The sequence below is a fragment of the Bacteroidia bacterium genome (assembly GCA_033391075.1).
Taxonomy (GTDB): Bacteria; Bacteroidota; Bacteroidia; order J057; family J057; genus JAWPMV01.
In genome coordinates, this window is the sequence record JAWPMV010000001.1 from 905,022 (window position 1) to 928,633 (window position 23,612).

Here is a 23,612-nt window from a genome sequence, read left to right on the forward strand (position 1 = left end):
TATCTCTGTTAGCTTCTTTATTTTATATTTGCACGAATGAATCGACGCTATAAAATTTTCAGCCTTGTCCTGCTATTTTTGTTAGGGATGGCCGAAAGCCTGTCTGCACAAAGCTCGACGGTAAGAGGAAAGGTGGTTGACCCTAATAATGAGGAGATCGCTGATGTGGCTATACGCGTACTGAATAGCGATGTTGAGAGCAGAACGGATGCTACAGGAGCCTATTTTCTGCGCCTTCCAGCGGGCAAAGTTTATAGAATTCAGTTTAAACATGTTGCTTTTCAGACTTCCATTTTAGAAATCAGACTTCAGGATGGGGTGAATTATGATCGGAAGATCAAGATGCTTCCCCTGCAAAGTGATGATGTAAATATTTATGGAGAAAAATCTGCAACCAGCATAGATGATAGAAATGCCATGCTGGTTTCGCCCCTTAAACTCGATAAGGTAATAGAAATGCCTATTGCAGCCCCGAGTTTGGAATATTATACCAAATTTCAGCCCGGAGTAGCTACGACCAGTGAGTTTTCATCTCAGTATCAGGTAAGGGGAGGGAATTTTGATGAAAATCTGGTTTATGTAAATGGGATCGAAATATATCGACCCTTTCTGGCCCGTTCAGGTCAACAGGAAGGACTGGGTTTTTCTAACTCGGCCATGGCCCAGGGGCTCAATTTCAGTACGGGAGGATTTGGTGCGCAGTATGGAGACAAACTTTCCTCTGTACTTGATATCACTTATCGCCAGCCTCGTGAATTCCGAGCTACTATAGAAGCAGGTATTCTTTCCACCAATCTGCATGTCGAAGGCGTAAGTAAGAATAAAGAAAATCCCAATCAAGCCGGTAAATTCACCTATCTCATGGGTGCCCGTCGCTTCGCTTTGTCCTACCTCTTAAATAGCCTGGATACGCGAGGCGATTATCAACCTTTGTTTCTCGACTATCAGGGGATGTTCACCTATACGCCCAAATCCCAAAATTATCCCGTCAAGATCAGAGAAAGAAAAGATGGGACGCAAGACACGGTTTATTATGCGAATGAAAAATTGAAGTTCACTTCTTTTGTGGCTCTTTCGCGAAACAGATACCTCCTGGAGCCCGAAGGCCGCGTAAGTACTTTTGGAACCATTCAACAAGCCTTTCGTGTAAGTGTAGCCTTTGAGGGAAGGGAAATCAGTTCTTATAACACAGGCCTTGGAGCCCTCATGCTTACCCATAAACCCAATACGCGTCTCCAATTTGATTACATCCTGACTGGTTTTAAAACCCAGGAAACCGAATTGTTTGATGTGGAGGGAGGATACCTGCTTGGTCAGGTAAATACCAATTTTGGGAGTGACGAATTCAATGAGTCTGATTTTGACCTGGGGATTGGTACCCAGTTTCAGCATGGACGAAACTACCTCAATGCTACAGTGGTTAGTGGTCAGGTGAAAGGTCGCTGGACCCTCGATAATGAGACCCGACATAAATTTCTCTTTGGGGTGAAGGCTCAAAGACAGGTCATCGATGACGATTTAAAAGAATATGCTGCCCTGGATTCTGCAGGATTCCTGGTTGATTCGATCGGGCGTTTTGGATTAGACGAATACATCAGAGGAAAAATTCAATTGAATGGAGATGTGTTCAAAGGCTATCTCCAGCATGAATGGCAGATCAATAATAATCTTCTTCTCTTTACAGGTGGTCGAGTCTTGTACTATGACTATCGAAATGATGGGCAGCAAAAAACCAATTTACTATTCTCGCCTCGTGTGCAGTTGTTGATTAAGGCAAAGGAAGGCTTTGATGGAGAAACCAGTTTGCGATTTAGACTGGCCGGAGGACTTTATCAGCAACCTCCTTTCTATCGCGAAATGAGGCGATTTAACGGAACCCTCAATCTGGATATCGAGGCACAGGAATCTTTACATTTGATAGCAGGTATGGATTATCGTTTCAGGGCCTGGGGAAGACCTTTTCGTCTTTTCAGCGAGGCTTATTACAAGAGACTCGATAATCTCATCCCCTATGAGGTGCAAAATGTACGTCTTCGATACTATCCGGATGAAGTGGCCAAAGGTTTTGCTTATGGAGTTGATGCCCGCATCAATGGAGAATTTATCAAGGGGATAGATTCATGGGTGAGTATGGGCTTCCTGAAAACTTCTGAGGACCTGCAGGGAGATGAAGAAGGCTACGTATCCCGTCCTACAGACCAGCGTTTTACCTTCGCTATGTTCTTTCAGGATGAGTTACCTGCCAATCCAACCTTCAAAGTGCATGTAACCTATGTCTATGGCAGTGGAATGCGCTTTGGCCCTCCGCGTGATTTGGAGGATCGTACGGCTTTTAATTTTCCTTCTTACCAAAGAGCTGATATAGGATTCAGTAAATTGATCTCTTTTCGTACACGGGCAGAGACCAATCTAAAGAGAGGAGTAGAAAGCCTCTGGGCCACCCTGGAAATCTTCAATTTATTCCAGCGACAAAATACAGTTTCCCACTACTGGATCAAGGATTTACAAAACAATCAATTCGCTGTCCCCAATTTCCTCTCTGCCCGTTTGCTGAATGTTAGACTGGTCATGAAGTTCAGATAAGGCGGAATTATTTTCTTCTTATAAACTAAATAGTCACTTTATTTAAAATTCGGAATAGGGTAGAATTTATTTTACCTTGGGAAAATATCCGAATTTATAGGGATAAGAAAGTGTTGCGCTACTTTTGTTGGAATTTTTTTTCCTGATCTTTTTAGATTGAAATAACAATAGCACAACAAGAAATGATGAATTCAATTAGCAGTATTAGGGAAAAGCTGAAAATGAATATTCTCCTCATAGAAGATCATCCCGGGGATATTATGCTCACCCAGGAAGCATTGAAAGATCCGCAGATTCCTCAATGTGATTTATTCATTGTAAGTGATGGAGAAGAAGCCCTGGATTATCTTAACCGTAGTGGAAGCTTCCAGGATGCAATCCTACCTGATTTGATTATCATGGACCTCAATATTCCTAAAAAGGATGGCCAGGAGGTTCTGACCTTTATCAAGACACATGAGAAATTGAAAACCATTCCCGTGGTGATATTTTCTACTTCCGATTCTGGTTCAGATGTAAATAAAAGTTATCAGCTTCGGGCCAATTGTTATGTGACAAAACCTGTGGATTATGATGAGTTCGTGACCGCCCTTTCGGGAATTGTCAATTTCTGGCAATTGGCAGAAAGACCTCCCAGACCCTAAAATGACCCTTTTGGGTGTAAGATTTTTCAACTTTCTGCACTTTTTTTAGAGATCGATTTCTCCTTCGATTGATTATTGTTCCCTCATGGACTAATTTGGGTTTTTGACCCAGTCAGATTTAAGTTATGCTCATCGTAAATGGAAAAGTAATAGAGGAAGGCTCTTCTGATAGTAGTCTCTTGAACCGTGCCTTCAAGTTTGGTGATGCCATTTTTATTGAGATGAGGGTTTATCGACGCAAAGTTTTGTTTCTAGAAGCTCAACTGAGTCTATTGATGGATGGGATGAAAGCTTTGAAATTGGAATTTCATCCTGAAGACTGGGAAAAGAAAATAAAAAAATCAATCAATAAAAGTCTGGAAATCAATGGGATAAAGGATAATGGCCGGCTTCGCCTTCAGGTTTTTAGGGCAGGGACGGGTGCTTTTGCTCCCCTAAGCCACAAACCCTCTTTTTTACTGGAGGCATATGCGCTAAAAGATAATTACTTTGAATCCAAGGTCTTTACCAGTCTCATCGACTATAAAGAAATGAGCCTGGCCCCCGGAAGTTTGTCTAGATTCAATTCGGGTAATAGCCTGACATTTACCCTCGCATCGATACATGCCCAGGCAGCCGGTTTTGAAGCAGCCCTCCTATATGGCCCCAAGGGCATTGCAATGGCTAGTAATGGTAACCTTTTTCTGGTCAAACAGAAGAAGCTTATAAGTCCTCCTCTGGATTCTGCCTGTACCGATTCTGTGATGCGCTCAAAGCTTATACAGTTAGCGAAAGGATTGAAGGTACCCTTTAGTGAGAAAAATCTTAGTCCTAAAGACCTGATGAAAGCAGATGAAATCTTTGTTTGTAATGATCTAAGGGGTATCCTGCCTGTCAGTCAATACAGAGAATTTGATTTGCAGCCCAAAACCTATGTATTGACTCCTTTTCTGAAACAGTGCCTACAGCAATATATAGACGAATTGTTTTAGGTTTAGTCTACAAAAAGAGGCGTAATATTTCCCATGCTAAATGTGAAAATGTCTGCGCTTTCGATCAAATAATTGTTGCTAATGTGGCAATACTATGGCATTTCGGGCGAAATGCAAGATTCGTAATTTGCCAAATCCCATGTAAGATTATGGGAGAAAAAGTTAGCTGAATTTGCAAGGAAAATACCCAATCTTGTTTCGAATATTCTAGAAAAATCCTTCTATTTGAGACAGACAAAAACATTTCTCTTGTTCAGGGCAACTTTGGGGTTAATCTGAGCGTTATTTTAAGAAAGATTGAAATATTATTATTCGATAAACATTTGTCAAAATCTATAACAAAAAACCAAGCAAATACAGGCACTTAAATGAACAAAATTCTTGTCCCTATCCACCCCCACGATAACTACACTCATACCTTAAGCTACGCGAATTTTATAGCGGCCAAATCAGGCGCTGGAATTCATGTATGTTTTCTGGGAAAGAGAAGGGAGCTGAAAAAGCAGACCAACTATAATTTCGGCAATGATGTCGAGGCTGTTTTGGAGGCCTGCAAACATGAAAACTTCAAAAAAGAAATCCTTTCTCTGAGTGAAGACGCACAAACCAAAAACCTTAGTTTACATTTCAATTTCCTTCCTGGACGTTCTGTCAATGAAGTTATTCGCGAGACTTTTCGCAATAGCTATGACATGATTGTGGTTGGAAATAGAGAGTACAGAGGTATTTGGACCCTTCTGAGTGAAGCCCGCGTCTCTAAAATCATCGGCCAGGTGAGCATCCCGGTTTTCGCAGTTCCTATGGAGCAGGACTTCCGCGGCATTGACCATATCACTTATGCAGTTGATTTGACAGACTACGATCCGAGTATCATTAAGCAGGTAAAATCAATCGCCAGAATCTTTGATGCGCGATTGAGCATTACCCATGTGAATCGAGAAACAGAGATCGAAAAAGAAAAATATATGCTGGCTTTGGAGAAGACGATCAGTGATACCCTGGATTATCCCAAGGTATACTACAAATTCTTCGACCATGCGGATCCCCTCAAAGGTATCCTCAACTTTATGAAGTTGAACAACAGTAGCATGCTAGCCATGATCAGCAGAACGAAATTTAGCTGGCGACAATTGCTTTCTCCCAAAAGCATGACCCGGCTCATGTCCAGAGAAGTATCGGTTCCGATACTCGCCTTTGGAAAAGCACGATCTTAGTTATTTATAGTGAGTAGTAAAAGGAGGACAGAATTTGTTCTCCTTTTGTTCTTTTAGGAGAGGAGCAAATTTTTAAGCTCGCTATCATCTTCCCGTATTGCTACATAATTACTGCCGAGGAAGTTCTCGTATTTAAATTCATATTTCCGGAACTCTACAGATTTGGGGAAAATCTTTCCGATGATGTAACCCCTTTGCTTGAAAAATCGATAGAAATCCAGCAAGAGAATCTTGGTGGTAATATTGATATAGCCATATTCAAACTGGATCATACGAATTTTTCCAGTATTGATCATTTCCTCAAATCCAATCATGGCCTCGTATTCTGCACCTTCTATGTCCATTTTGATAAAATCTATTTCCTCTATCTCATAGTTAGCTGTGAATTCTTCTCCTTTGATGAGTTGAATGTTCTCTTTATTCTCAAATTTTTGATTCAGGCCTTGTATATCGACCAGGGAGGAATGGGTATCAGAATTGAAAATATTGATCTCTTTCTTGCAGGATTCACTAAACAGACCTTGTTGAATGCATTCGACATGAGAATAGGCTGATAATCCTTCTTTCAGGATCTCAAAGGTGCTTTCCACAGGTTCGAAAGCGTAAATCTGTGCGTCCGGGCAATGCTCTGCAAGATATCTGGCGTACATGCCCTTATTGGCTCCTGCATCTATGATCACCTTCGGTTTTAGTTGGCCTAGTTTCTTGATGAGCTCCAACTCCCCATTATAATGCATATTATGCTCACTGTTTTCATACATGCGATTGATCGATCGACCAAATCCAGCCAGGTATTTAAACAGTAGATTGTGAGTATTTCTTTTGAATAGTCGCTTCAACATTATCGAAGGGCATTTTAGCCGGGACGCAAAATTTCCCAAAAGGGATGCCTTGAGTGATCGGGGATTTTCGTTTTGATAGATCTTTCTACAAGCTATGCAGATTGGATGCCCAAGATAAAACTAAATATATGGGAAGCAAGAAATAAGAGAATATTTGTGCGGAAAGCCGAAAAATCCTCTTTTTTGGAATTCTTTTTGGGCTTTTCTATAAAACTGGATACTATGTCAATGAATTTATTTTGCTAAAAAAATAAGTTTTAATTGTATAATTACTAATAATATTAGTATAATTGGATATGAATAGTAATTATAACATCAGAAAATCTGTCTTAATATGGGAAAGGATTCATGCTAAAAATGAATTCGACAAGTATAATGCTAGGTATGTTGAAATCGGCAAAATATTAACGGACCCCAATATTAAATTATCGAAAGAAGCCAGGAAAAAATTGAAGCATGAACAAACTTTAATGTCTGCATATGGCTTGTGCTCCAAAGGATTTCGAGGATTAAGCCTTGACAGTTGAGTATAATCTAGCGCCGGCTGGAAGTTCGGTCGAATTTCATAGCCGAAAAGGCATACATCTTTATACCTGAAAATTGTAAGATAAGGCTAGATCGATTATTTACTCCGGATAGCTAAAGCCTTCAGGAGGAGGCATGTTTTCTTTATAGTTCCAGGGCTCAATGATGTCATAAGGAGAGGACTCTGGCTCGTCTTCCCAGCTGTATTTCTTCTTGGGAGGTCCGGCTTTTCGGTAATAAAAAGCCAGCGCGATACCGGTAATAGCTCCAAATAAATGGCCTTCCCATGATATACCTTCTTTTCCGGGAAATACCCCCCAAATCATGCTGCCATACCAAAAAGCCACTAGCAAGCTCAGGGTCATGGAGCGTACATCCTTGCGAAATATCCCACTAAAAAAGACGAAAAAGGCGAGCGAATAAATAACCCCACTAATCCCAATATGAAAGGAAGGACGGGCTGCAATCCAGGTCGCGAAACCCGGACTGATCCAGGAGACAATTAATACTTGCCAGGAAATGTTTCGGAAAAAATAGAAGATACCGGCGCCTAAAATCAGAACAGGAAGTGAATTGTTGATCAAATGCTCCCAACTCCCATGAATCAGGGGCCCTGTAAGTATACCAATCAGGCCGGAGGTCTCTCTGGGGAAAACTCCCAGGAAACTCCATTGCCAGCCTCTAAGGGCCTGGACACTATGGATCAACCAGAGGAAGCCGAGCAGGTAAGCAGGAAAGCGGATGCTTTGAATTAATTGTTGTTTTTCCTTCGCCAATGTCTCATCTTTATTCCTTATACTAAACGAACAAAAGCAATTTACGTTATCCTTTCAGATGGAGCCACAGGAAATTTTAAAGATTAGTTCTCTTAGGACTGCATTTAAGGTGGACAAAGCCTGGAATCAGGTCGTAAAAGGACTGGACTTTAGCCTGAAAAAAGGAAAGACCCTGGGTATAGTAGGAGAGTCGGGAAGTGGAAAGTCCATTACATCCTTATCCATCATGGGACTTTTGCCGGCAGGAGGCAAGATAGAGGATGGCGAAATTTTCTTTAGGTCTGCTCAGCAAGGACAGGTCAATCTCCTGAATTTGAAAGGAGAAGATATGAGGAGGATCAGGGGCAAAGAAATCGCTATGATCTTTCAGGAACCTATGAGTTCCCTCAATCCGGTTATTAAATGCGGCAAGCAGATTGTAGAAGCGCTCAGGCTGCATTTACAGATGTCCAAAGAAGAAGCCAGAGCCAAAACCCTGGATCTTTTTCGACAAGTAGAATTGCCCCGTGTAGAGGATATGTTCGAGTCCTATCCCCACCAGCTATCCGGAGGACAGTTACAGCGGGTGATGATAGCGATGGCTATCAGTTGTGAACCGAAAGTCTTGATTGCAGACGAACCAACTACTGCGCTTGATGTAACCGTTCAGAAAAGCATCTTGAGTTTGTTGGAGGATTTGCAGGCGAAAAATCAGATGTCTATCATTTTCATTACCCATGACCTGGGAGTGGTAGCTGAAATTGCCGATGATGTGTTGGTAATGAAAGGAGGGAGGAAAATGGAGTATGGCTCAGTTACGCAAATTTTTGAAGATCCGCAGTCACCTTATACCAAAGGACTACTGGCTTGTCGCCCTCAGATGGATCAGTTGATGAAGCGTCTTCCAACTTTGGAAGAGTATGAAGCAGGGGATTTTGATCCTGCGACTTATGAGTCTACGAAGGAGGTTTTTTACGAAAGGCAGCAAGATTTGCAACAGGCTGATCCGATCCTGAAAGTTGAAGGCCTTAAGAAGTATTATGGAAAAAAGGCAAAATCCTGGTTTTCCAAAAGCAAAGAGGAAGTAAAAGCCGTTGATGAAGTGTCATTTGAGGTGTTTCCGGGAGAAACCCTGGGATTGGTAGGAGAGTCGGGTTGTGGAAAGACCAGCCTTGGCAGAACTATTTTGAAATTGCTGGAGCCTACAGCTGGTAAGATTCAGTATGACGGAAGAGAAATTCAGGACCTCACAGAGAAAGATCTTCGTCCCCTTCGCAAAGAAATACAAATCATTTTTCAGGATCCCTATAGCTCTCTAAACCCTCGTATTCCTATTGGTAGGGCTATTCAGGAACCTATGAAAGTTCATGGAATCGGTAGCAGTGATGCAGATAGGAAAGAAAGAGTCATGTTACTCCTGGAAAAAGTGGGTCTGAATCGAGAGCATTACAATCGATATCCACACGCTTTTTCCGGCGGACAAAGACAAAGAATTTGCATAGCGAGAACCCTGGCGGTCTCTCCTAAATTTGTGATTTGCGATGAATCTGTTTCAGCTTTGGATGTATCCATTCAAGCACAAGTATTGAATCTCCTTAAAGACTTGCAGGAAGAAATGGGCTTGACCTATATTTTCATTTCGCATGACCTGAGTGTGGTGAAGTTTATGAGTGATCGGATTTTGGTGATGAAAGAAGGGAAAATCGTAGAAGCAGAAGATGCTGAGAAACTGTATAGCGATCCTCAAACCGAATATACCCGAAGCTTGATTGAAGCCGTGCCCGAGGGGAGTATGGATAGTTTAAAGGCAGCCCTTCAAAGACGTGAGACAAAACGGGAGAAAATGGAAGCAAATTGATTTCCATTTTGCTAAATTTTCATTCATCTACTAAACTCTTTCTCAATATCTACCGTAAGAAAATTTGGAAATACTAAATCCTTAGCTATTTTTGTTTCCACTAAGACAAATACAAATCCATGGGATGTTGTAGGAGTCTATGAAGAAGAGGCGAGAGAACTGGCTCTATGACCCTCTGGCAACCTCGAAAGAGAAGGTGCCCCGTCCAGCCCATTTAGGGAAAGATACACTTAACAACAAAATGGATTACCTATGACTCATCAATCTGTATTTGTCCAAGACTCCACATCAATAGTGTCAATAAAGTTCTGTTGTTGTTGCTAAGGCAACTTCGCAGAGAAGCATTTTTATAATTCTGTAAACCTATCAGCAGGTCCTAAAGCCATGGATTTGCCAACAAACAACCTATATAATATTTGCTATGAGTAATTATCGTTTTGAAACTCTCCAATTGCATGCCGGACAGGAAGAAGTAGAAGCTACTACCCGATCCAGAGCTGTGCCCATTTACCAAACTACCTCTTATACCTTTAGAGATAGTGATCATGCCGCCAAACTCTTTGCATTGCAGGAATTTGGAAACATTTATACCCGTATCATGAACCCGACTACGGATGTATTTGAAAAAAGAATCGCTGCCCTTGAAGGAGGAGTCATGGCTGTAGCTACTGCGTCCGGCCAATCTGCCCAATTCCTTGCCCTGAATAATATCGTTGAAGCCGGTCAGAATTTTGTCAGCAGTTCTCACCTTTATGGTGGTTCATACAATCAATTCAAAGTTGCTTTCAAGAGACTCGGTATTGATGTTCGTTTCGCAGATGGGGTAAATGTAGCCAGCTACGAACCCCTGATTGATGAAAATACACGTGCTATCTATCTGGAAACAATCGGTAATCCCGAGTTTAGTGTGCCCGATTTCGAGGCTTTTGCTGCTTTGGGACAAAAGCATGGCATTCCGGTAGTAGTTGATAATACTTTTGGAGCAGGTGGCTACCTCTGCAATCCCATCAAACATGGAGTAAATGTCGTAACCCATTCTGCTACCAAGTGGATCGGAGGGCATGGAACCAGTATCGGTGGAGTTATCGTTGATGGAGGAAACTTTGATTATGGCAGTGGAAAATTCAAGCAATTTACCGAGCCCTCTGAAGGCTATCATGGCATGGTCTTCAATGATGTATTCGGTCCTGGCAATCCATTGGGACTTCCCAATGTCGCTTATGCGATCCGCGCCAGGGTAGAAGGTCTGAGAGACTTTGGTGCAGCCCTTTCACCCTTCAATTCTTTCTTGCTGCTTCAAGGATTAGAGACCCTTTCTTTGAGAGTGCAAAGAACGGTTGACAATGCCCTTGAACTGGCGAAATGGTTTGATGCGCATCCCAAAGTAAAATCTGTAAAATATGCGGGACTGGAATCTCATGGCAGTCATGCGGCAGCCCAAAAATACCTGAATAATGGTTTCGGAGGGGTGTTTTCTGTAGAACTGGAAGGTAACCGTGAAACAACCGTTGATTTTGTCAACAGCCTGAAACTGGTGAGCCATTTGGCCAATGTAGGGGACGCAAAAACCCTGATCATTCATCCAGCTTCAACTACGCACCAGCAATTGTCTGATGCCGAGCAATTGGCATCCGGAGTTTCTCCAACAGGATTGAGAATTTCAGCGGGGATTGAGCATGTAGAAGATCTGAAAGAAGACTTCCAGCAAGCTTTTGCTTCAATTGGAGCTCCTCAGGCAGTTTAAGATGGATTTCTAGGAAAAAATCCTGAGATTTATTGAATATTTATGGGCAGATGCTTGGCATCTGCCCAATTTAATGCCCCTGAACCTTGGAAGTATACCATTCCACAGAAAAACTAATCCTCGAGAGTGGCGAAAGCCTGGCTGAAATTGAGTTGACCTGGCAAAGCTGGGGTACGCTCAATGAAACCAAAGACAATGTGATTTGGATATGCCATGCCCTGACTGGCAATTCAGATGCGGAGGATTGGTGGCCCGATCTGATTGGCGAAGGCTTGATATTCGATCCTGCCAGGCATTTTATCATTTGTGCCAATATGCTGGGTTCCTGCTATGGATCTACGGGCCCACTTTCTACCAATCCTGAAAGCCAAAAGCCATATTTTCATACCTTCCCTGCCCTCAGCAATCGAGATATCGTTCAGGCATTCGATAGGCTGAGAAAACATTTGGGCATAGTGCAGATCGAGATGATCATCGGAGGATCATTGGGCGGGCAACAAGTGCTGGAGTGGGGCATATCACATCCTGATCTTTTTCGTCATCTGGTCCCCGTCGCTACCAATGCTTTTCATTCTCCCTGGGGCATAGCCTTCAATGAGTCACAACGGATGGCCATAGCTGCTGATCCTTCGTGGAAAGAGGAAGATCCGGCTGCCGGTTCGGAAGGCTTACGCGCTGCCCGGGCCATTGCTTTGCTTTCTTATAGAAGTTATGAAATCTACAATCGTTCGCAGGAAGAAAGCGATCTCTCTTTGACAGATAATTATAAAGCCTCCAGCTATCAGCAATACCAGGGAACCAAGCTTCTCAATCGTTTCAATGCATTTAGTTACTGGACCCTGAGTAAAGCCATGGATTCCCAGCAATTGGGGCGGGGCAGGGGAGGCCTGGAAAAAGCCCTTTCCCGCATACAAGCCAAAACTCTTTGCATAGGCATCAGCTCAGATGTCCTGTTCCCACCACAAGAACAAAGATTCATTGCTGAAAATATTCCCACTGCCGAATTCAGGGAGATCAATTCCCCTTATGGGCATGATGGCTTTTTGGTAGAGACCGCCCAACTTGCTACTATCCTAAAAGACTGGTGGTAGGATTAATTTTGAGAAAGCTGGGCACTTGAATTGAGAAAAAATTATTTCTCTTTTGATTAGAATTTTAGAAAATCCACGTCCTATCTGGTTGTATTGGATCGAGCAAGCCAAAATGGTTTTTGCTCCTACCTTATCTTATTAACCATTCAACACAATCAACATGAAAAATCTCATTTCATTCCTACTCCTTTCCTTTCTATTTAGCTGTACTTCGATAACGGAAGAAGAAAGAATTATTCCCATTGAAAATTCTGTAAAGGAAGCTGCCGAAAGTCAAACTGAACTTGATCCCAATGAGTTTGAAAAAACTAACAAATCTTGTCGCTGCACTTTTAGAACAGAAGTTAGTCCAAACTTGCTGGGAGAAGAATGGGATGTGACTTTTAGGGTAGTAGAAAATGGGCAGACTGAGCTAATCGAGATTGATGGAGATGGTGTTCCCATGCCTTCCAATTCTACTATCTTTAGTCGTCATAGCCTGACTAAGTTTCAGGTGATTCCTGTTTTTATGCGTATGCTATATGGTGATCCGGAAGAGGCCTTAGAAGAAGAAGGCTGGATAAAAGTCAGAATTTCTTGCCAGGAAAAACCATCTGTGAGTTATACCTTGACTGTACCCACCTATGATGTATCTGGTTCAGTTTATACAGAAAAATTTACTCAGCTAACTTCTGGTTGCGGCACAGTAGAAGTTACCAAAGAATAGATATTCCTTTCGTTTATAAATGGGTTTTATCCTTCGGGATGAAACCCATTTATCTTTATACTAAGCCCCCAATTCCTGAGAAGCGAATTTGATTGAGCTTGCAATTTTTTGGCTGACTTATATTTTCCTTCTCCATAAGGATCGGATAAAATTCAGCATAAATAATCCACAAAGCTGTCACGCAGACTGGAGGGGAAGGCATTTATTCTTTCTTCCCCAAATCAATGCGTTTGCTGCCGGAAATAGGTTTGCCATCTGCGGACATCCCTTCTGCTTTTATCGAAATGCTCTGGGTATTTTCATGTAGTGGGACCTTGATTTTGGCTTTACCTTCCGCATCAAATTTTACCTCTGCTTCCCAGTGAATGGCATGTGATCTTTTTGTAGGAGAAGTGGAGTTTTTGGCCAATGGGGAGAATTGCTTTTCTCCTTCATGAAATCCCGGATGGAAAAAGGATTTTATCCCTTGTTTTAGCAATTTTTCCATGCTACGCGGTCCGTTACGCCTACTCTGTACCACAATAACAGGCCCATAGATACCTATATAATCTATGAGGTCCGCGCTCAAGGCCTGAAAACTTAGGAACTTAGTTACCATTCCATTAATGAGGAAAGTTACCTTCATCCTTTGAGGTAAGCCTCGATCCCAGTATAGGTAATACATTTCATTCTCGATGCGATCTACCTCATATCGGCTGCCCGGTTTCAGCATAGAAAGCAGACTTAGTCCCCTCATATCCTGCGGCACAAAATCCAGCTCATTCAGGTTGAAGGCATCATATAGTCGTGAATCAGGCCCTCTTCTTGCCTCAATTTCTACCGTGTCCAGCAACAAGTCCATTGCTGCTTGTGCTGCAAGGGCATTTTCTCTCGCATATTCTTCCCATAAACTATTTCTCTGCTTCAGCTTTTTTGTTTGGGGCAACTTGATTTCCGGCCTGGCCTCAGAAAGGAATTCGATTTCTACATCTCTTCTTCCATCAAGTTTCACTTTATCTGATTCTGTTTTTTGATTGCCTTTTCTTGCCTGAACAATAAAAAGGGTGGAGTCCAGAAATAAAGGAGCTTCAAACTCAAAGTAGCCGGATTCATCAGATTGAGATTCTTCCAGGAAAAGAGATTCACTCAGGGTATTGACCATAAGGGAACTTGCGATCTTCTTTTTAGGATTGGCTCCATCCAGGGTATAGCCCTTAATCTTGATTCCCGTTTCTGGTGAATAGGCCAAGGATTCTTTTTCTGATAGGATTTCATTCCAATCATATAACTTCCCTTGCCAACTCATCAGAAAGAGATCCAGGGATTTTCGATTCGCTTTATTCAGGGGAAAAAAATGAGCCATACTACCCGGCATCATACCCAGATCTGATTCTAATAATAGATAGGGAGCAATGGAACTTCCCTCTTGTAAATCAAATAGCGTCTCAGTAACTGAAAGAGACAATTGGGTTTCTCCTGGAGTTTTTAAGCTATCACTCAGATTCAATCCTATCTCAATCTCACCACCCGAAAGAGATTGCCCTTCATTGCTTATCTCCAGTATTTCTTGTGCAAGACCTGACTCATTGAAAGCGAGTCTTTGAGCTTTTAATTCACCATCAGCATCGAAAAGACTGAATTCTACCAAACCTGTGATGAGGGTGTTTTTGGGAATGTTGATGATTTGGCCTGGCTCTATATCATCTATAAATAAACTCAAGGCTCCCCTTACATGAGCCAGTAGGAAAGCATCCTCCAGCGCATCCTCTTCACTATGTGCAATTTTTATCCGAAAGAAATCTTCATCATTGTTTATCACCCGCAACCTGAAACCAGCTTCCTGAATGGGAGGAAGATCGGAGTAGGTGCCTCTCCCATTTTCTTTGAGGTAGGCTTTATAAGACTTGCCTTTCTCTGGTAAGAATGAGAAGCTGCCAAAACCCTTGTGATCAAGGCTGGCCGAACTGATGAAGTTTCTGTTTTCATCTTCTACAACTACTTCTGTACTTCTGGAATTGGTAGATAATCCTGTCAGGCTAAAGGCCAGAATATTTTCCTGCCCCTCAATTAATTTCCCTCCTTCCGGGAAAAAACTGAGCCGACTTCGGCCTGCATCCATGGTCTGTTTTTCTGTCAGGCTGGAAGGCAAAGTTATACTTTCCTCTTCCTCCTCTTTGCCCCAGATATCAATATATTCCTGGAAAAAATAAGACTGAGGTCGATTTTTCATGTAATGGGTGTAGGCCCGGATCAGGTATTGACCGGAAGCAATACCTGGTTTGAGAGAAAATTTCCCCCAATTTGCCTTAACGCTATGAAAACTCAGAGAGTCGATCAGTTTACCTTTTGGATCTATGAGTTCGACATGATAGACCTGGCTGGGACTCTGAAGGCTATGATTCATCGCATCCATGAGATAGGCCCGAAACCAAATCTCTTCTCCACTGAAGAAATTGTATTTATTGAGATGTACGAATAACTTTTCCCTGGGCCTTATTTCCTGATAGGCCTTAAGACTATCAATCAATCTATAAGAAGGTTCCAAGCTCTTGGGACCGGGATTGTAATCCAGAGGAAGAAGTTCTGCTACCCTGAGTTTTGTCCAGGAACCGTATTCTTCGATATCTTCCGGATTCAGGAGATTTCCACTCTTGGAGACCAGATAATAACCGCTCAGGGATCGGATGATAGATATGGGATGTTTGTTCTCACCCCTAAAGGCCGACCAGGAATTTTTTTCTCCTTTATCAACAATGCCGAGCTGACCATCCAAAAATAAGGTGTCTACATCTCTTCCTCTGCGGATATCTAATTCAGAAAAGCTAATGGGCTGGAAATAGGCACTTTCCCCCTCTGCTCTTGGAGGATTGTATTTAACCTCATACTCACTGTTTTTCAATTCATCCAGAAAAAGAGTTGAGAAAAAATGTTTGGGGGAAATTCTAAAGGATTTCTTTCTCTTTTTGAGGGCTTTTTTTAGATTTTTATCCTCCAATAACAGCTCTTCAAAGAAAACTTCTCCTTTATAGCTCAGGTCTTGATTTTTATTTAGTTGAAAGTCTTTAAGAAAGAATTGAATTTGATAGCCAAGGGCTTCATTTCGAACCTCTAGAGCAGCAAGGCTTTCAGCAAAAATGGTATCCTTTTGTTCTCGAAGAACGAGGACTTCCGGATTCAGGATTTTCGTCTTTTTTTGATTGGGGGATTGACCTAGAAATGCCCGTTTAAATTTCCTGAGCAATCTTTTTCTGTTTGCAGCATATTTTTCAGTGATCTCTACTTCTTTGAGCTTCTTTTCTATTCGGTTGAGGTAAATTACTGCTGGAAGATCAGCGGGAGATTTCAGTTTCAGACTAAGCAATTCATATCCCAGGTGTGAAACGACCAGATCCACCTCTCGCAATCCCGACATATTTAAGCTGAAATTTCCACGGGTATCAGAGGTCGTTCCTATAGAAGTTTTAGAAAAGAAAACAGATGCGTATGCGATCGGCTCTGAACTTTCCCGATCAATCAGCTGGGAGGATAAGCTTTGAGCGGAAACTTTTAGCTTGAAGCATAGAGATAGTAATAGGAAGAAGTAGAGGATTCTTTTCATGATGTTATGCTAGTAGATACTTAAGTAACTGCCTTTTCCTTACTATGTTTTGCAATGATTCCTGCTGCGATTTGCCTCTTTATCAGCCAACTAAGGCTCATAAGTAAAATAATGAATATCCAAAAAGCATCATAGCCAAATTCATCTATAAAACTCAATCCCACGCCCGGCCCAATAATGCTACAGGCAGACCAGGACATCCAATACCAGGACATATATTCTCCTCTTCGACTTTCAGGACTCATATTTATGGGAAGCGAATTGTTGAAAGGGAAGAAAAATATTTCTCCGAAGGTAAAGAACAAGGTTGCCAGACAGAAGAAGTAAAGAGAAGCAGGCAATAGAAATGGGAGAAAGGATATTCCCAATAAAACCAGTCCGCCTAATAGGGAGACTTTTAGCTTCCCTGCCTTTTCTATCTGGTCAACAAAAGGCATTTCTAATAGAACGATCAAAATCCCATTGAGGGTCATCATCATCCCTATATATCTTTCATCGAAGCCCCACTCTGTTTTTATAAAAACAGGAATAGAATGGAACCACTGGATAAATCCCAGGCCCACCAGGAAAGAGGAGAGCAAGAACAGGAGAAAACTTTTGTCCTTATAAGGGGGAGGAGTGTTGACCGAAGAAATGTTTTCCTTTTCGAGATTTTCAGCCCTATGTTTATGGGTTTGTTTCCAGCTGCTAGAGACAATAAAGAAATAGATAGCTGAGAGCATGCAGGTACTTCCATCAATCCAGAATAGCCAATTGTAGCCGAGGGTTGCAGCTATGAATCCACCTACACCTGAGGCCGCACTCCAGCCTAAATTGATCGCGATCCTGATAAAAGACATACTTCTTCCTGTCTCATTTTTGGGAACGTGTAGCCCAACGGCTGTTGACATAGCGGGTCGATAGGCATCTCCAATTAAAGCTGTGAGGAGAATAAGGAAGAAGAATTGGTTGAAGGTCTCCGCGAACTGTAAAATTATAAGGCAAATACCACTGAAAAAGAGGCTGCCAGTCATAACCGGATTCGGACCTATCTTGTCACTGAGTTTCCCTCCGAGAAAAGTGCCTCCCAAAGAACCGATGCCAAAAGCAGTAATAAGAAAACCCGCTTCTTTAAGGGAAAATCCTTTGACGGTGTTGAGATAGACGGTCAGAAAAGGGACTACCATAGTCCCGAGGCGATTGATAAAGGTAAATATACCAATGGCCCAGATTTCTTTCGGGTGGCCGGAATAGGAATCTATGTAAATCCGTAGCGTTTTGCGTAGCAAGGTTTTCATGTGTGTGTGAAGTAAGCCTTATTCTACGAAAGCTTATTTAGAAAGTTGGGAGGTATTTTCGGTAGAAAAATAAGGCATGTGTACCCCTGTTTTCGATGGAGTCCTTCGCTATTTTAAGGTAGGAAGTATAGTGGCCACTCGTGTATAATTGATTTCCGGAATGCTTCATGATTCGGATATCAGTATTTGGACCGTGGGAAGGGAGAATTCGCTTAGAGCTTCTTCTATCTTGATCCAGGCCAATAAGAAAAGCCTGATAACCCGGACTTCGTATGGTATCTCCCAGCAAGCTGAAATTACCCATACCTTTACCCGATATCCAAAGTTCCCCATTGTCTGACTGACTCATCCGAAAAATTTGTCCTTTCACCTGGCTGGTACTGATGACTTCTTCCTGGCGTATTTCTCCTGTATCAGATATAGAGAAAAGGCCAATATCACTTAGAAATCGATCCCCCATTTTGTCCTGGGTATCTGGATTGTCCTCCTTTATGAGTGCCAGCATCTTATTATTAGCTCCCAAAGTCAAATCGCTAATGCCTTCATTGCTGCGATATCCATATCTAAGGAATCCTTTATATCCGATCTGTTTGGACCAAATTTCCTCTTCGCTGATTTTCGTTAGGAAAGCATCCTGATCGAAAGGACTGCTGGTTTGGAATCTATCCTTCTCGAAGGAAAATTCTTCTGTGAAATCTCCTCCGACCCAAAAGCTTCCATTTTCATCGCTACTCATGCATTGCACATTTCCTTGTATGGGTTTGCCCCATTTTGAGTTTCCTTCCCGATCCAGAAGAAGTAGCATATTTTGCCTTTCTCCTTGTCCGCTAAATTCCATCCCACCTAAACGGGCTCTCTTTCCTATTTGTGCTGCCATTAACATTTCTCCCTGCAAATTTGTATGAAGGTTGAAAGCAGTGATTTCTCCTCTTGGTTTTTCCAGGTATTCGGTCTTACCGTTTTGGTCTATCCTGGCCCAAAACATGGCTGATGTTGTACTTTCGATCTTATGACCGTCCCAGTTTAAGCTTCCTTGAAAAAATCCACAAACCCAGAGCTTCCCTTCTGGGTTTTTGTTTATGGCTAATGCCCTGCCAGTACTCATTTGCCCTTTCTCCCAAATGATTTTACCCAGTGGAGATATTTTTAAGATTAAGATGCGATCCAGTGCCCCTTCTTTTTGCTGAAAAGAGGCCAAATACATATTGCCTTCCTCGTCTGTTACAAAGTCGGAAAATAAGTTGCTACTGATCCGGGAAGTAGTCCTGAGGTGATATAGGCCATCTTTTTTGAGAGGATCTGGGGGGAGGGAATCTGTAGCTTTTCGTTTGCCTTCACAAGAAAACAGCAAAAATAAAACGATCAGTACATCCAGTCTTAACTTCATATTAATGAATCTACTCAAAAAATAGAGGAGGAGAAAAAATGAAAACAAGGAAGAAGAAAGAGAGAGCTATAAAGGTTTCTCCTTTGCATAGTCCACTTGTTCTTTCAATTTTCCGGAACACAAGAACTCCTTCAATCTTTCGCTTCCTCATAGGGAAACTTTACTCCGTGAAACCAGCACAAGGGTCCCAACATGGCATATACGATACCAGGCAATGCATAGAACAGGCCTATTTTAAAGGAAGCCAGTAGCATCGAGACTATTCCCATAAAGACAAAAATCCCAAAATGCCGCATGTAAAACAGAAGCTTTTTTCTAGGAACAGCTTCCTGTGTTTTGAGACCCGCCCTTCCATACATGAGCGTGATACATAGAAACATCAGGGAGAATCCCAGGCTGTATAATTGGAAAAGGGTGGAGAAGTCATCTATGCTTATGGCTTTTCCCATGAAAGGTAAATTTGCCAGAAACTTGAGGGGATAAACAAAATAAAGGACCACAAATAGCAAGAACATATTGAAGGCGATCACCCAATTGTCCACATAGTCAGTTCGGCGAAAGAAATTGTAATGCACTTTCCAAATCAGAATGAGGGCAAAAAAACTGATTCCAAAACTCAGAAATCCACTCAATTGCGCCTTGAGTAATTTAAAACTGGAAGGCACTTCCAGCGAAACCACGAGTAGCGTAGCAGCGAATGCGAATACGGCATCGCTTATGCCTTCAAGACGGCTTTTGGAATGCAGGAAAGTCATAGGATGTGTTTTAGTGTTGTCTTTCGGTAGTTCAGTTTTCAATATAAGTGCAAATTAGATACTTCAACACTTTAACAGCAGAACAGCTCCCAATTCCTACCCCAAAATGCTTACCTTCGCGCATGGAATTATTTGTAGATATAGTTGGGTGGATCGGATCAATAGCACTGACTATTGCTTATGTCATGATCAGCAGGGGCAAACTTACGGCTCAAACCTATTTGTACCAGGGATTGAATCTCCTGGGGAGCATTTGCCTGATAATTAATTCAACCTATTATGGAGCATATCCTTCTACCGCACTCAATATTGTGTGGGTAGGCATTGGTGTTTTTGCCCTGTATAATATCGCCAAAATAAGCAGAAAAGAAGCGGAGGCTCTGGAACAGGTTTCAACTATTGGAAAGGATGAAGAAGTACCAGGATCTAAGTCATAATATTCGGGATGGGCTTATCTCCTACAAAGGTTTGCCTGCTCCTTTGGTTTGTGATTTTCTGAGTCGGGAAGAAAGCCGAAAAACGTATCAGCATGGAGAGACTTTCCATATTGCAAAAATCGAGATGGTCGCCAATACCGGAACCTATATCGATTGCCCCTTTCATCGATACGAAGAAGGAGAAGGTTTTGGAAGTATTGAAATAGCCAGGATGTCAGACCTGGAGGGGATCATGATTTCCGTTTCGCATAAAGATCGCCTGGCTATAGAGAAATCAGATTTTGAAGGACTGGACCTAAAAGGCAAAGCCGTTTTGGTGCATACCGATTGGGATCAGTATTGGGAACAGGATCAATACTTTGAAAATCACCCTTTTCTAACAGAAGCTGCAGCAGTATACCTCAAAGAACAAGAGATTTCCTTGTTGGGAATAGATGCGTTAAACGTAGATGATACAAGTGAAAATGCCAGGTCAGTTCACAGTATCTTATTGGGAGCGGGAATTTTGATCGTTGAACATCTCTGTGAATTGAGCAAAATCAAAGACAAAGAATTTCTCTTTTCAGCTTTACCTCCCAAGTTTGAAGGTGTCGGCAGTTTTCCTGTCCGAGCCTATGCTGAAATTCTTAGCTAAAATAAATAGGCAATTGCTGATCTTTTTGGGTAGCTTTGCGTAAATTATTGGCAAATGTACCCCAATTTCCAAATTTATTGGAGGCTTAGCTAAAAATGGAAGAATTTCCCGATTATTTAAAAGGAAGAGGAGCACAGATCAATACGCCAAATCCCTACCTTAAGCAGGAGTATGAAACTCAGGCTGAGGATGGATTAGATGAGGCTTTGGTACCAAATGCAAAGACCCAGATTTTTTACGAGCATCCCAAGAAAATTCTCAATAAAGTTACGAGTCCGGATGTGCCAGCGGATTATTCCATCAATCCTTATCAGGGATGTGAGCATGGTTGTGTATACTGCTATGCGAGAAATGCCCATCAATATTGGGGCTTCTCAGCGGGGCTGGACTTCGAGCAAAAGATCATTGTAAAAGAAAATGCAGCTGAGCTCCTCAGAAAGGAACTCAATCACAAAAAATGGAAGCCCAGTCCGGTAATGTTTTCTGGTAATACAGATTGCTATCAGCCACTTGAACGAAAAACTAAAATTACCCGCGCTTGTCTGGAAGTTTTTCGGGAGTTTCATCATCCAGTGGGATTGATAAGTAAGAATAGTTTGGTACTCCGGGATTTAGATATCCTCAAGGATATGGCCCGGGAAAATCTCGTTCATGTTTTTATTACAGTTACTACTTTGGACGAAAATCTTCGGCGTGCGATGGAACCTCGTACCGCATCTGCAAAACGAAGATTGGAAACCATCCGACAGCTTAATGAAAATGGCATCCCTGCCGGAGCTATGTTGGGACCAATTATCCCAGGTTTAAATAGCCATGAAGTTCCCGAACTGGTGAAGGCGGTGGCGGATGCAGGAGCCCAGGCTGTAGGCTATACCTTTGTGCGATTGAATGGGGCGATCGGCTTGATCTTCGAGGATTGGATCCGAAAAAACTATCCAGATCGTGCAGATAAGGTATTGCATCAGATCAGCGAAGCCCATGGAGGAAAATTGAATGATTCGCGCTTTGGCAAACGCATGAGTGGAGAAGGGCCTATAGCAAAAGGAATCTCGGATTTGTTTAAGCTAGCCAAAAAGCAACATATGGAAGGTCGGGAATTACCCAAGTATAATCTGGATGCTTATAGAAGGCCTGGAGATGGGCAGCTAAGTTTGTTTTAAAGAGAAGGGATCGACAAGGGTGAACAAGGGATCGCAGATGGACCCTTTTGCTGCAAGCCCCATTTCCCTTAATCGATGATTAATGGAAATGCGCACACAAGGCCTAAGACTATATGAGGATGTAAGGAAGGGATCATCCAGATCTGAGTAAAGCTTTGATTCCTACTATACAGCTAGCGTGGATCATGTTTTTGGAGCTTTTCAAACCCTTTCGCTGCAAGCCCCATTTCCCTTTATCGATGATTAATGGAAATGCGCGCGCAAGGCCTAAGACTATATGGGAGGGTGGGTTGTTTCCATTATTTATTAAATAAGGGAAACGGGGTCTGCGGGGAAGGGTTCTCTAATTGTAGAGCGGGATCTCCGCATGCTCAACAGAGTCTATAGGAAACACCTGGGGATTGATCGCTGCCGAGCTCCTGGCGTTCAGAATTTCATAACCAAACGTAAAGTCAATCCACAGGATCAATAAAAATCCGATTAGGAGAAGAAAGGTCAATCGGATGGCGATTGCCTTTGGAGAAAGGGCCCATGTGTTTGTGTTGTAAAGCATGTGCGATTCTTTTAATCGTAACGGTTCATTTTAGGTTTTTACACTGCTTTTTTATGGATTATCAATAGCAATTTTTTGTATCTCATAAGCGGTTGGAAACATTTTCTTCATTCGTATATCTATATCCAACACACTCACGATTCCATCTTTATTCATATCCAATCCCGAGTTTTGTCTGTATCTGCGGGAAGGTTTACTAAATAATTTATAGTCTAAACTTCTACCGATCGCTTTGGGGTAAAGTACTGCCAGGTATAAATCTGTCAGGCTGTTAAACTCTCCCCGCCTTTTGCGAACGGTTTCTAAGTAATTTTCTACCAGTTCCAGTTGCTCTACCGCAGACATATTTTGGATGTCTTTCATATAGAGCCTTTTCCCCATCCTCATATTGATCTCTCTTACAGTTGGAACCATAAACTGGATCAATCCCACTGCTCCACTTCCTCTATGATTTTCAACAGCTGGATTGAAACGCGACTCCATATACATGACAGCCATGAGCCATTCGGGCGCTATGTCCAGCTTCCTGGCTACGTCCTTTACCCCAGCTTCGAAAAGCTCTTTATTTTCTACATATGCCGAAGCCTCTTCAATCAGATATAATTCTTCGACGACTTCCGGCTCCGGTAAGGTATAAGCCAAATATACCTCATGCAGGAAATTCGCCGAAATCAGAAATGCCACAAATCCAACAGCTATGAGAAGCCATTTCTTCGAGAAACTAAAAGAACTTTTGGGACGAAGTACATACTTCTCCAATTGCTTTTTTCGGTCAAAGGATTTGGCTTTTGGACTGCTTTTTTTCAAGACAGCCAATTGAGATTCCTTCTTTCCTGTACGAAACGGAATTTGAATCCAATATACTAAAAAAAATAGTAAAATGGAAGGGATCCAGAGGA

19 protein-coding genes and 1 riboswitch are annotated in these 23,612 nt (G+C 42.1%); of the genes, 11 read left to right on the top strand and 8 right to left on the bottom strand.

The genetic code is table 11. The features are described from left to right. Positions 1 to 36 precede the first annotated feature (36 nt). The 4 genes from R8P61_03610 (at position 37) to R8P61_03625 (ending at position 5,412) form a co-directional block, all read left to right on the top strand. A complete protein-coding gene (locus R8P61_03610; GenBank protein MDW3646126.1) occupies positions 37 to 2,583 on the top strand; it encodes a TonB-dependent receptor in 2,547 nt (848 codons plus the stop codon). Between the two features lie 221 nt (positions 2,584 to 2,804). After that, positions 2,805 to 3,227: a response regulator gene (locus R8P61_03615; protein ID MDW3646127.1), complete on the top strand. Its 423-nt coding sequence runs from the start codon at positions 2,805 to 2,807 to the stop codon at positions 3,225 to 3,227. 125 nt (positions 3,228 to 3,352) lie between these two features. Further along, positions 3,353 to 4,198: an aminotransferase class IV gene (locus R8P61_03620; GenBank protein MDW3646128.1), complete on the top strand. Its 846-nt coding sequence runs from the start codon at positions 3,353 to 3,355 to the stop codon at positions 4,196 to 4,198. Positions 4,199 to 4,566: 368 nt separating this feature from the next. Next, on the top strand, positions 4,567 to 5,412 hold the full coding sequence (locus R8P61_03625) for a universal stress protein (GenBank protein MDW3646129.1): 846 nt from the start codon (positions 4,567 to 4,569) through the stop codon (positions 5,410 to 5,412). Positions 5,413 to 5,465: 53 nt separating this feature from the next. Here R8P61_03625 and R8P61_03630 read toward each other — a convergent pair whose 3' ends face one another. Next, complete coding sequence (locus R8P61_03630; protein MDW3646130.1) at positions 5,466 to 6,254, bottom strand: FkbM family methyltransferase; 789 nt, start codon at positions 6,252 to 6,254, stop codon at positions 5,466 to 5,468. Positions 6,255 to 6,880: 626 nt separating this feature from the next. Continuing rightward, positions 6,881 to 7,555, bottom strand: coding sequence for a rhomboid family intramembrane serine protease (locus R8P61_03635; GenBank protein MDW3646131.1), 675 nt, complete (start codon positions 7,553 to 7,555; stop codon positions 6,881 to 6,883). 58 nt (positions 7,556 to 7,613) lie between these two features. Between R8P61_03635 and R8P61_03640 the strand changes: the two genes are divergently transcribed. The 4 genes from R8P61_03640 (at position 7,614) to R8P61_03655 (ending at position 12,933) form a co-directional block, all read left to right on the top strand. After that, on the top strand, positions 7,614 to 9,392 hold the full coding sequence (locus R8P61_03640; protein ID MDW3646132.1) for an ABC transporter ATP-binding protein: 1,779 nt from the start codon (positions 7,614 to 7,616) through the stop codon (positions 9,390 to 9,392). A 134-nt stretch (positions 9,393 to 9,526) separates the two neighbouring features. Beyond that, a riboswitch (SAM riboswitch) is annotated at positions 9,527 to 9,623 on the top strand. A gap of 190 nt (positions 9,624 to 9,813) precedes the next feature. After that, complete coding sequence (locus R8P61_03645) at positions 9,814 to 11,136, top strand: O-acetylhomoserine aminocarboxypropyltransferase/cysteine synthase (GenBank protein ID MDW3646133.1); 1,323 nt, start codon at positions 9,814 to 9,816, stop codon at positions 11,134 to 11,136. Between the two features lie 86 nt (positions 11,137 to 11,222). Continuing rightward, positions 11,223 to 12,227 carry a homoserine O-acetyltransferase gene (gene metX / locus R8P61_03650; protein MDW3646134.1) on the top strand — a complete coding sequence of 335 codons (1,005 nt, stop codon included), beginning with the start codon at positions 11,223 to 11,225 and terminating at the stop codon, positions 12,225 to 12,227. 160 nt (positions 12,228 to 12,387) lie between these two features. Continuing rightward, positions 12,388 to 12,933: a hypothetical protein gene (locus R8P61_03655; protein ID MDW3646135.1), complete on the top strand. Its 546-nt coding sequence runs from the start codon at positions 12,388 to 12,390 to the stop codon at positions 12,931 to 12,933. Between the two features lie 202 nt (positions 12,934 to 13,135). On the opposite strand, the gene R8P61_03660 is transcribed toward R8P61_03655, so the two are convergent. The 4 genes from R8P61_03660 to R8P61_03675 form a co-directional block, all read right to left on the bottom strand. Further along, positions 13,136 to 16,510, bottom strand: a complete 3,375-nt coding sequence (locus tag R8P61_03660; GenBank protein MDW3646136.1) for a carboxypeptidase-like regulatory domain-containing protein — start codon at positions 16,508 to 16,510, stop codon at positions 13,136 to 13,138. Positions 16,511 to 16,530: 20 nt separating this feature from the next. Continuing rightward, positions 16,531 to 17,787, bottom strand: a complete 1,257-nt coding sequence (locus tag R8P61_03665; GenBank protein MDW3646137.1) for an MFS transporter — start codon at positions 17,785 to 17,787, stop codon at positions 16,531 to 16,533. A 37-nt stretch (positions 17,788 to 17,824) separates the two neighbouring features. Further along, complete coding sequence (locus tag R8P61_03670) at positions 17,825 to 19,174, bottom strand: hypothetical protein (protein MDW3646138.1); 1,350 nt, start codon at positions 19,172 to 19,174, stop codon at positions 17,825 to 17,827. A 131-nt stretch (positions 19,175 to 19,305) separates the two neighbouring features. Continuing rightward, complete coding sequence (locus tag R8P61_03675) at positions 19,306 to 19,929, bottom strand: TMEM175 family protein (GenBank protein MDW3646139.1); 624 nt, start codon at positions 19,927 to 19,929, stop codon at positions 19,306 to 19,308. A 122-nt stretch (positions 19,930 to 20,051) separates the two neighbouring features. Here R8P61_03675 and R8P61_03680 point away from each other — a divergent pair, with 122 nt between their 5' ends. From R8P61_03680 to R8P61_03690, 3 genes are all read left to right on the top strand, one after another. Then, entirely contained in the window at positions 20,052 to 20,366 is a 315-nt protein-coding gene (locus tag R8P61_03680) for a hypothetical protein (GenBank protein MDW3646140.1), read from the top strand. After that, positions 20,338 to 21,000 (top strand): cyclase family protein, encoded by a 663-nt coding sequence (locus R8P61_03685; GenBank protein ID MDW3646141.1) that lies wholly within the window; start codon positions 20,338 to 20,340, stop codon positions 20,998 to 21,000. Before R8P61_03680 ends, R8P61_03685 begins: the two co-directional genes overlap by 29 nt. 95 nt (positions 21,001 to 21,095) lie before the next feature. Next, on the top strand, positions 21,096 to 22,160 hold the full coding sequence (locus R8P61_03690; GenBank protein ID MDW3646142.1) for a PA0069 family radical SAM protein: 1,065 nt from the start codon (positions 21,096 to 21,098) through the stop codon (positions 22,158 to 22,160). 343 nt (positions 22,161 to 22,503) lie between these two features. Here R8P61_03690 and R8P61_03695 read toward each other — a convergent pair whose 3' ends face one another. Beyond that, positions 22,504 to 22,713, bottom strand: a complete 210-nt coding sequence (locus R8P61_03695) for a hypothetical protein (protein MDW3646143.1) — start codon at positions 22,711 to 22,713, stop codon at positions 22,504 to 22,506. Between the two features lie 51 nt (positions 22,714 to 22,764). Beyond that, positions 22,765 to 23,520, bottom strand: coding sequence for a transglycosylase SLT domain-containing protein (locus R8P61_03700; GenBank protein ID MDW3646144.1), 756 nt, complete (start codon positions 23,518 to 23,520; stop codon positions 22,765 to 22,767). Positions 23,521 to 23,612 lie beyond the last annotated feature (92 nt).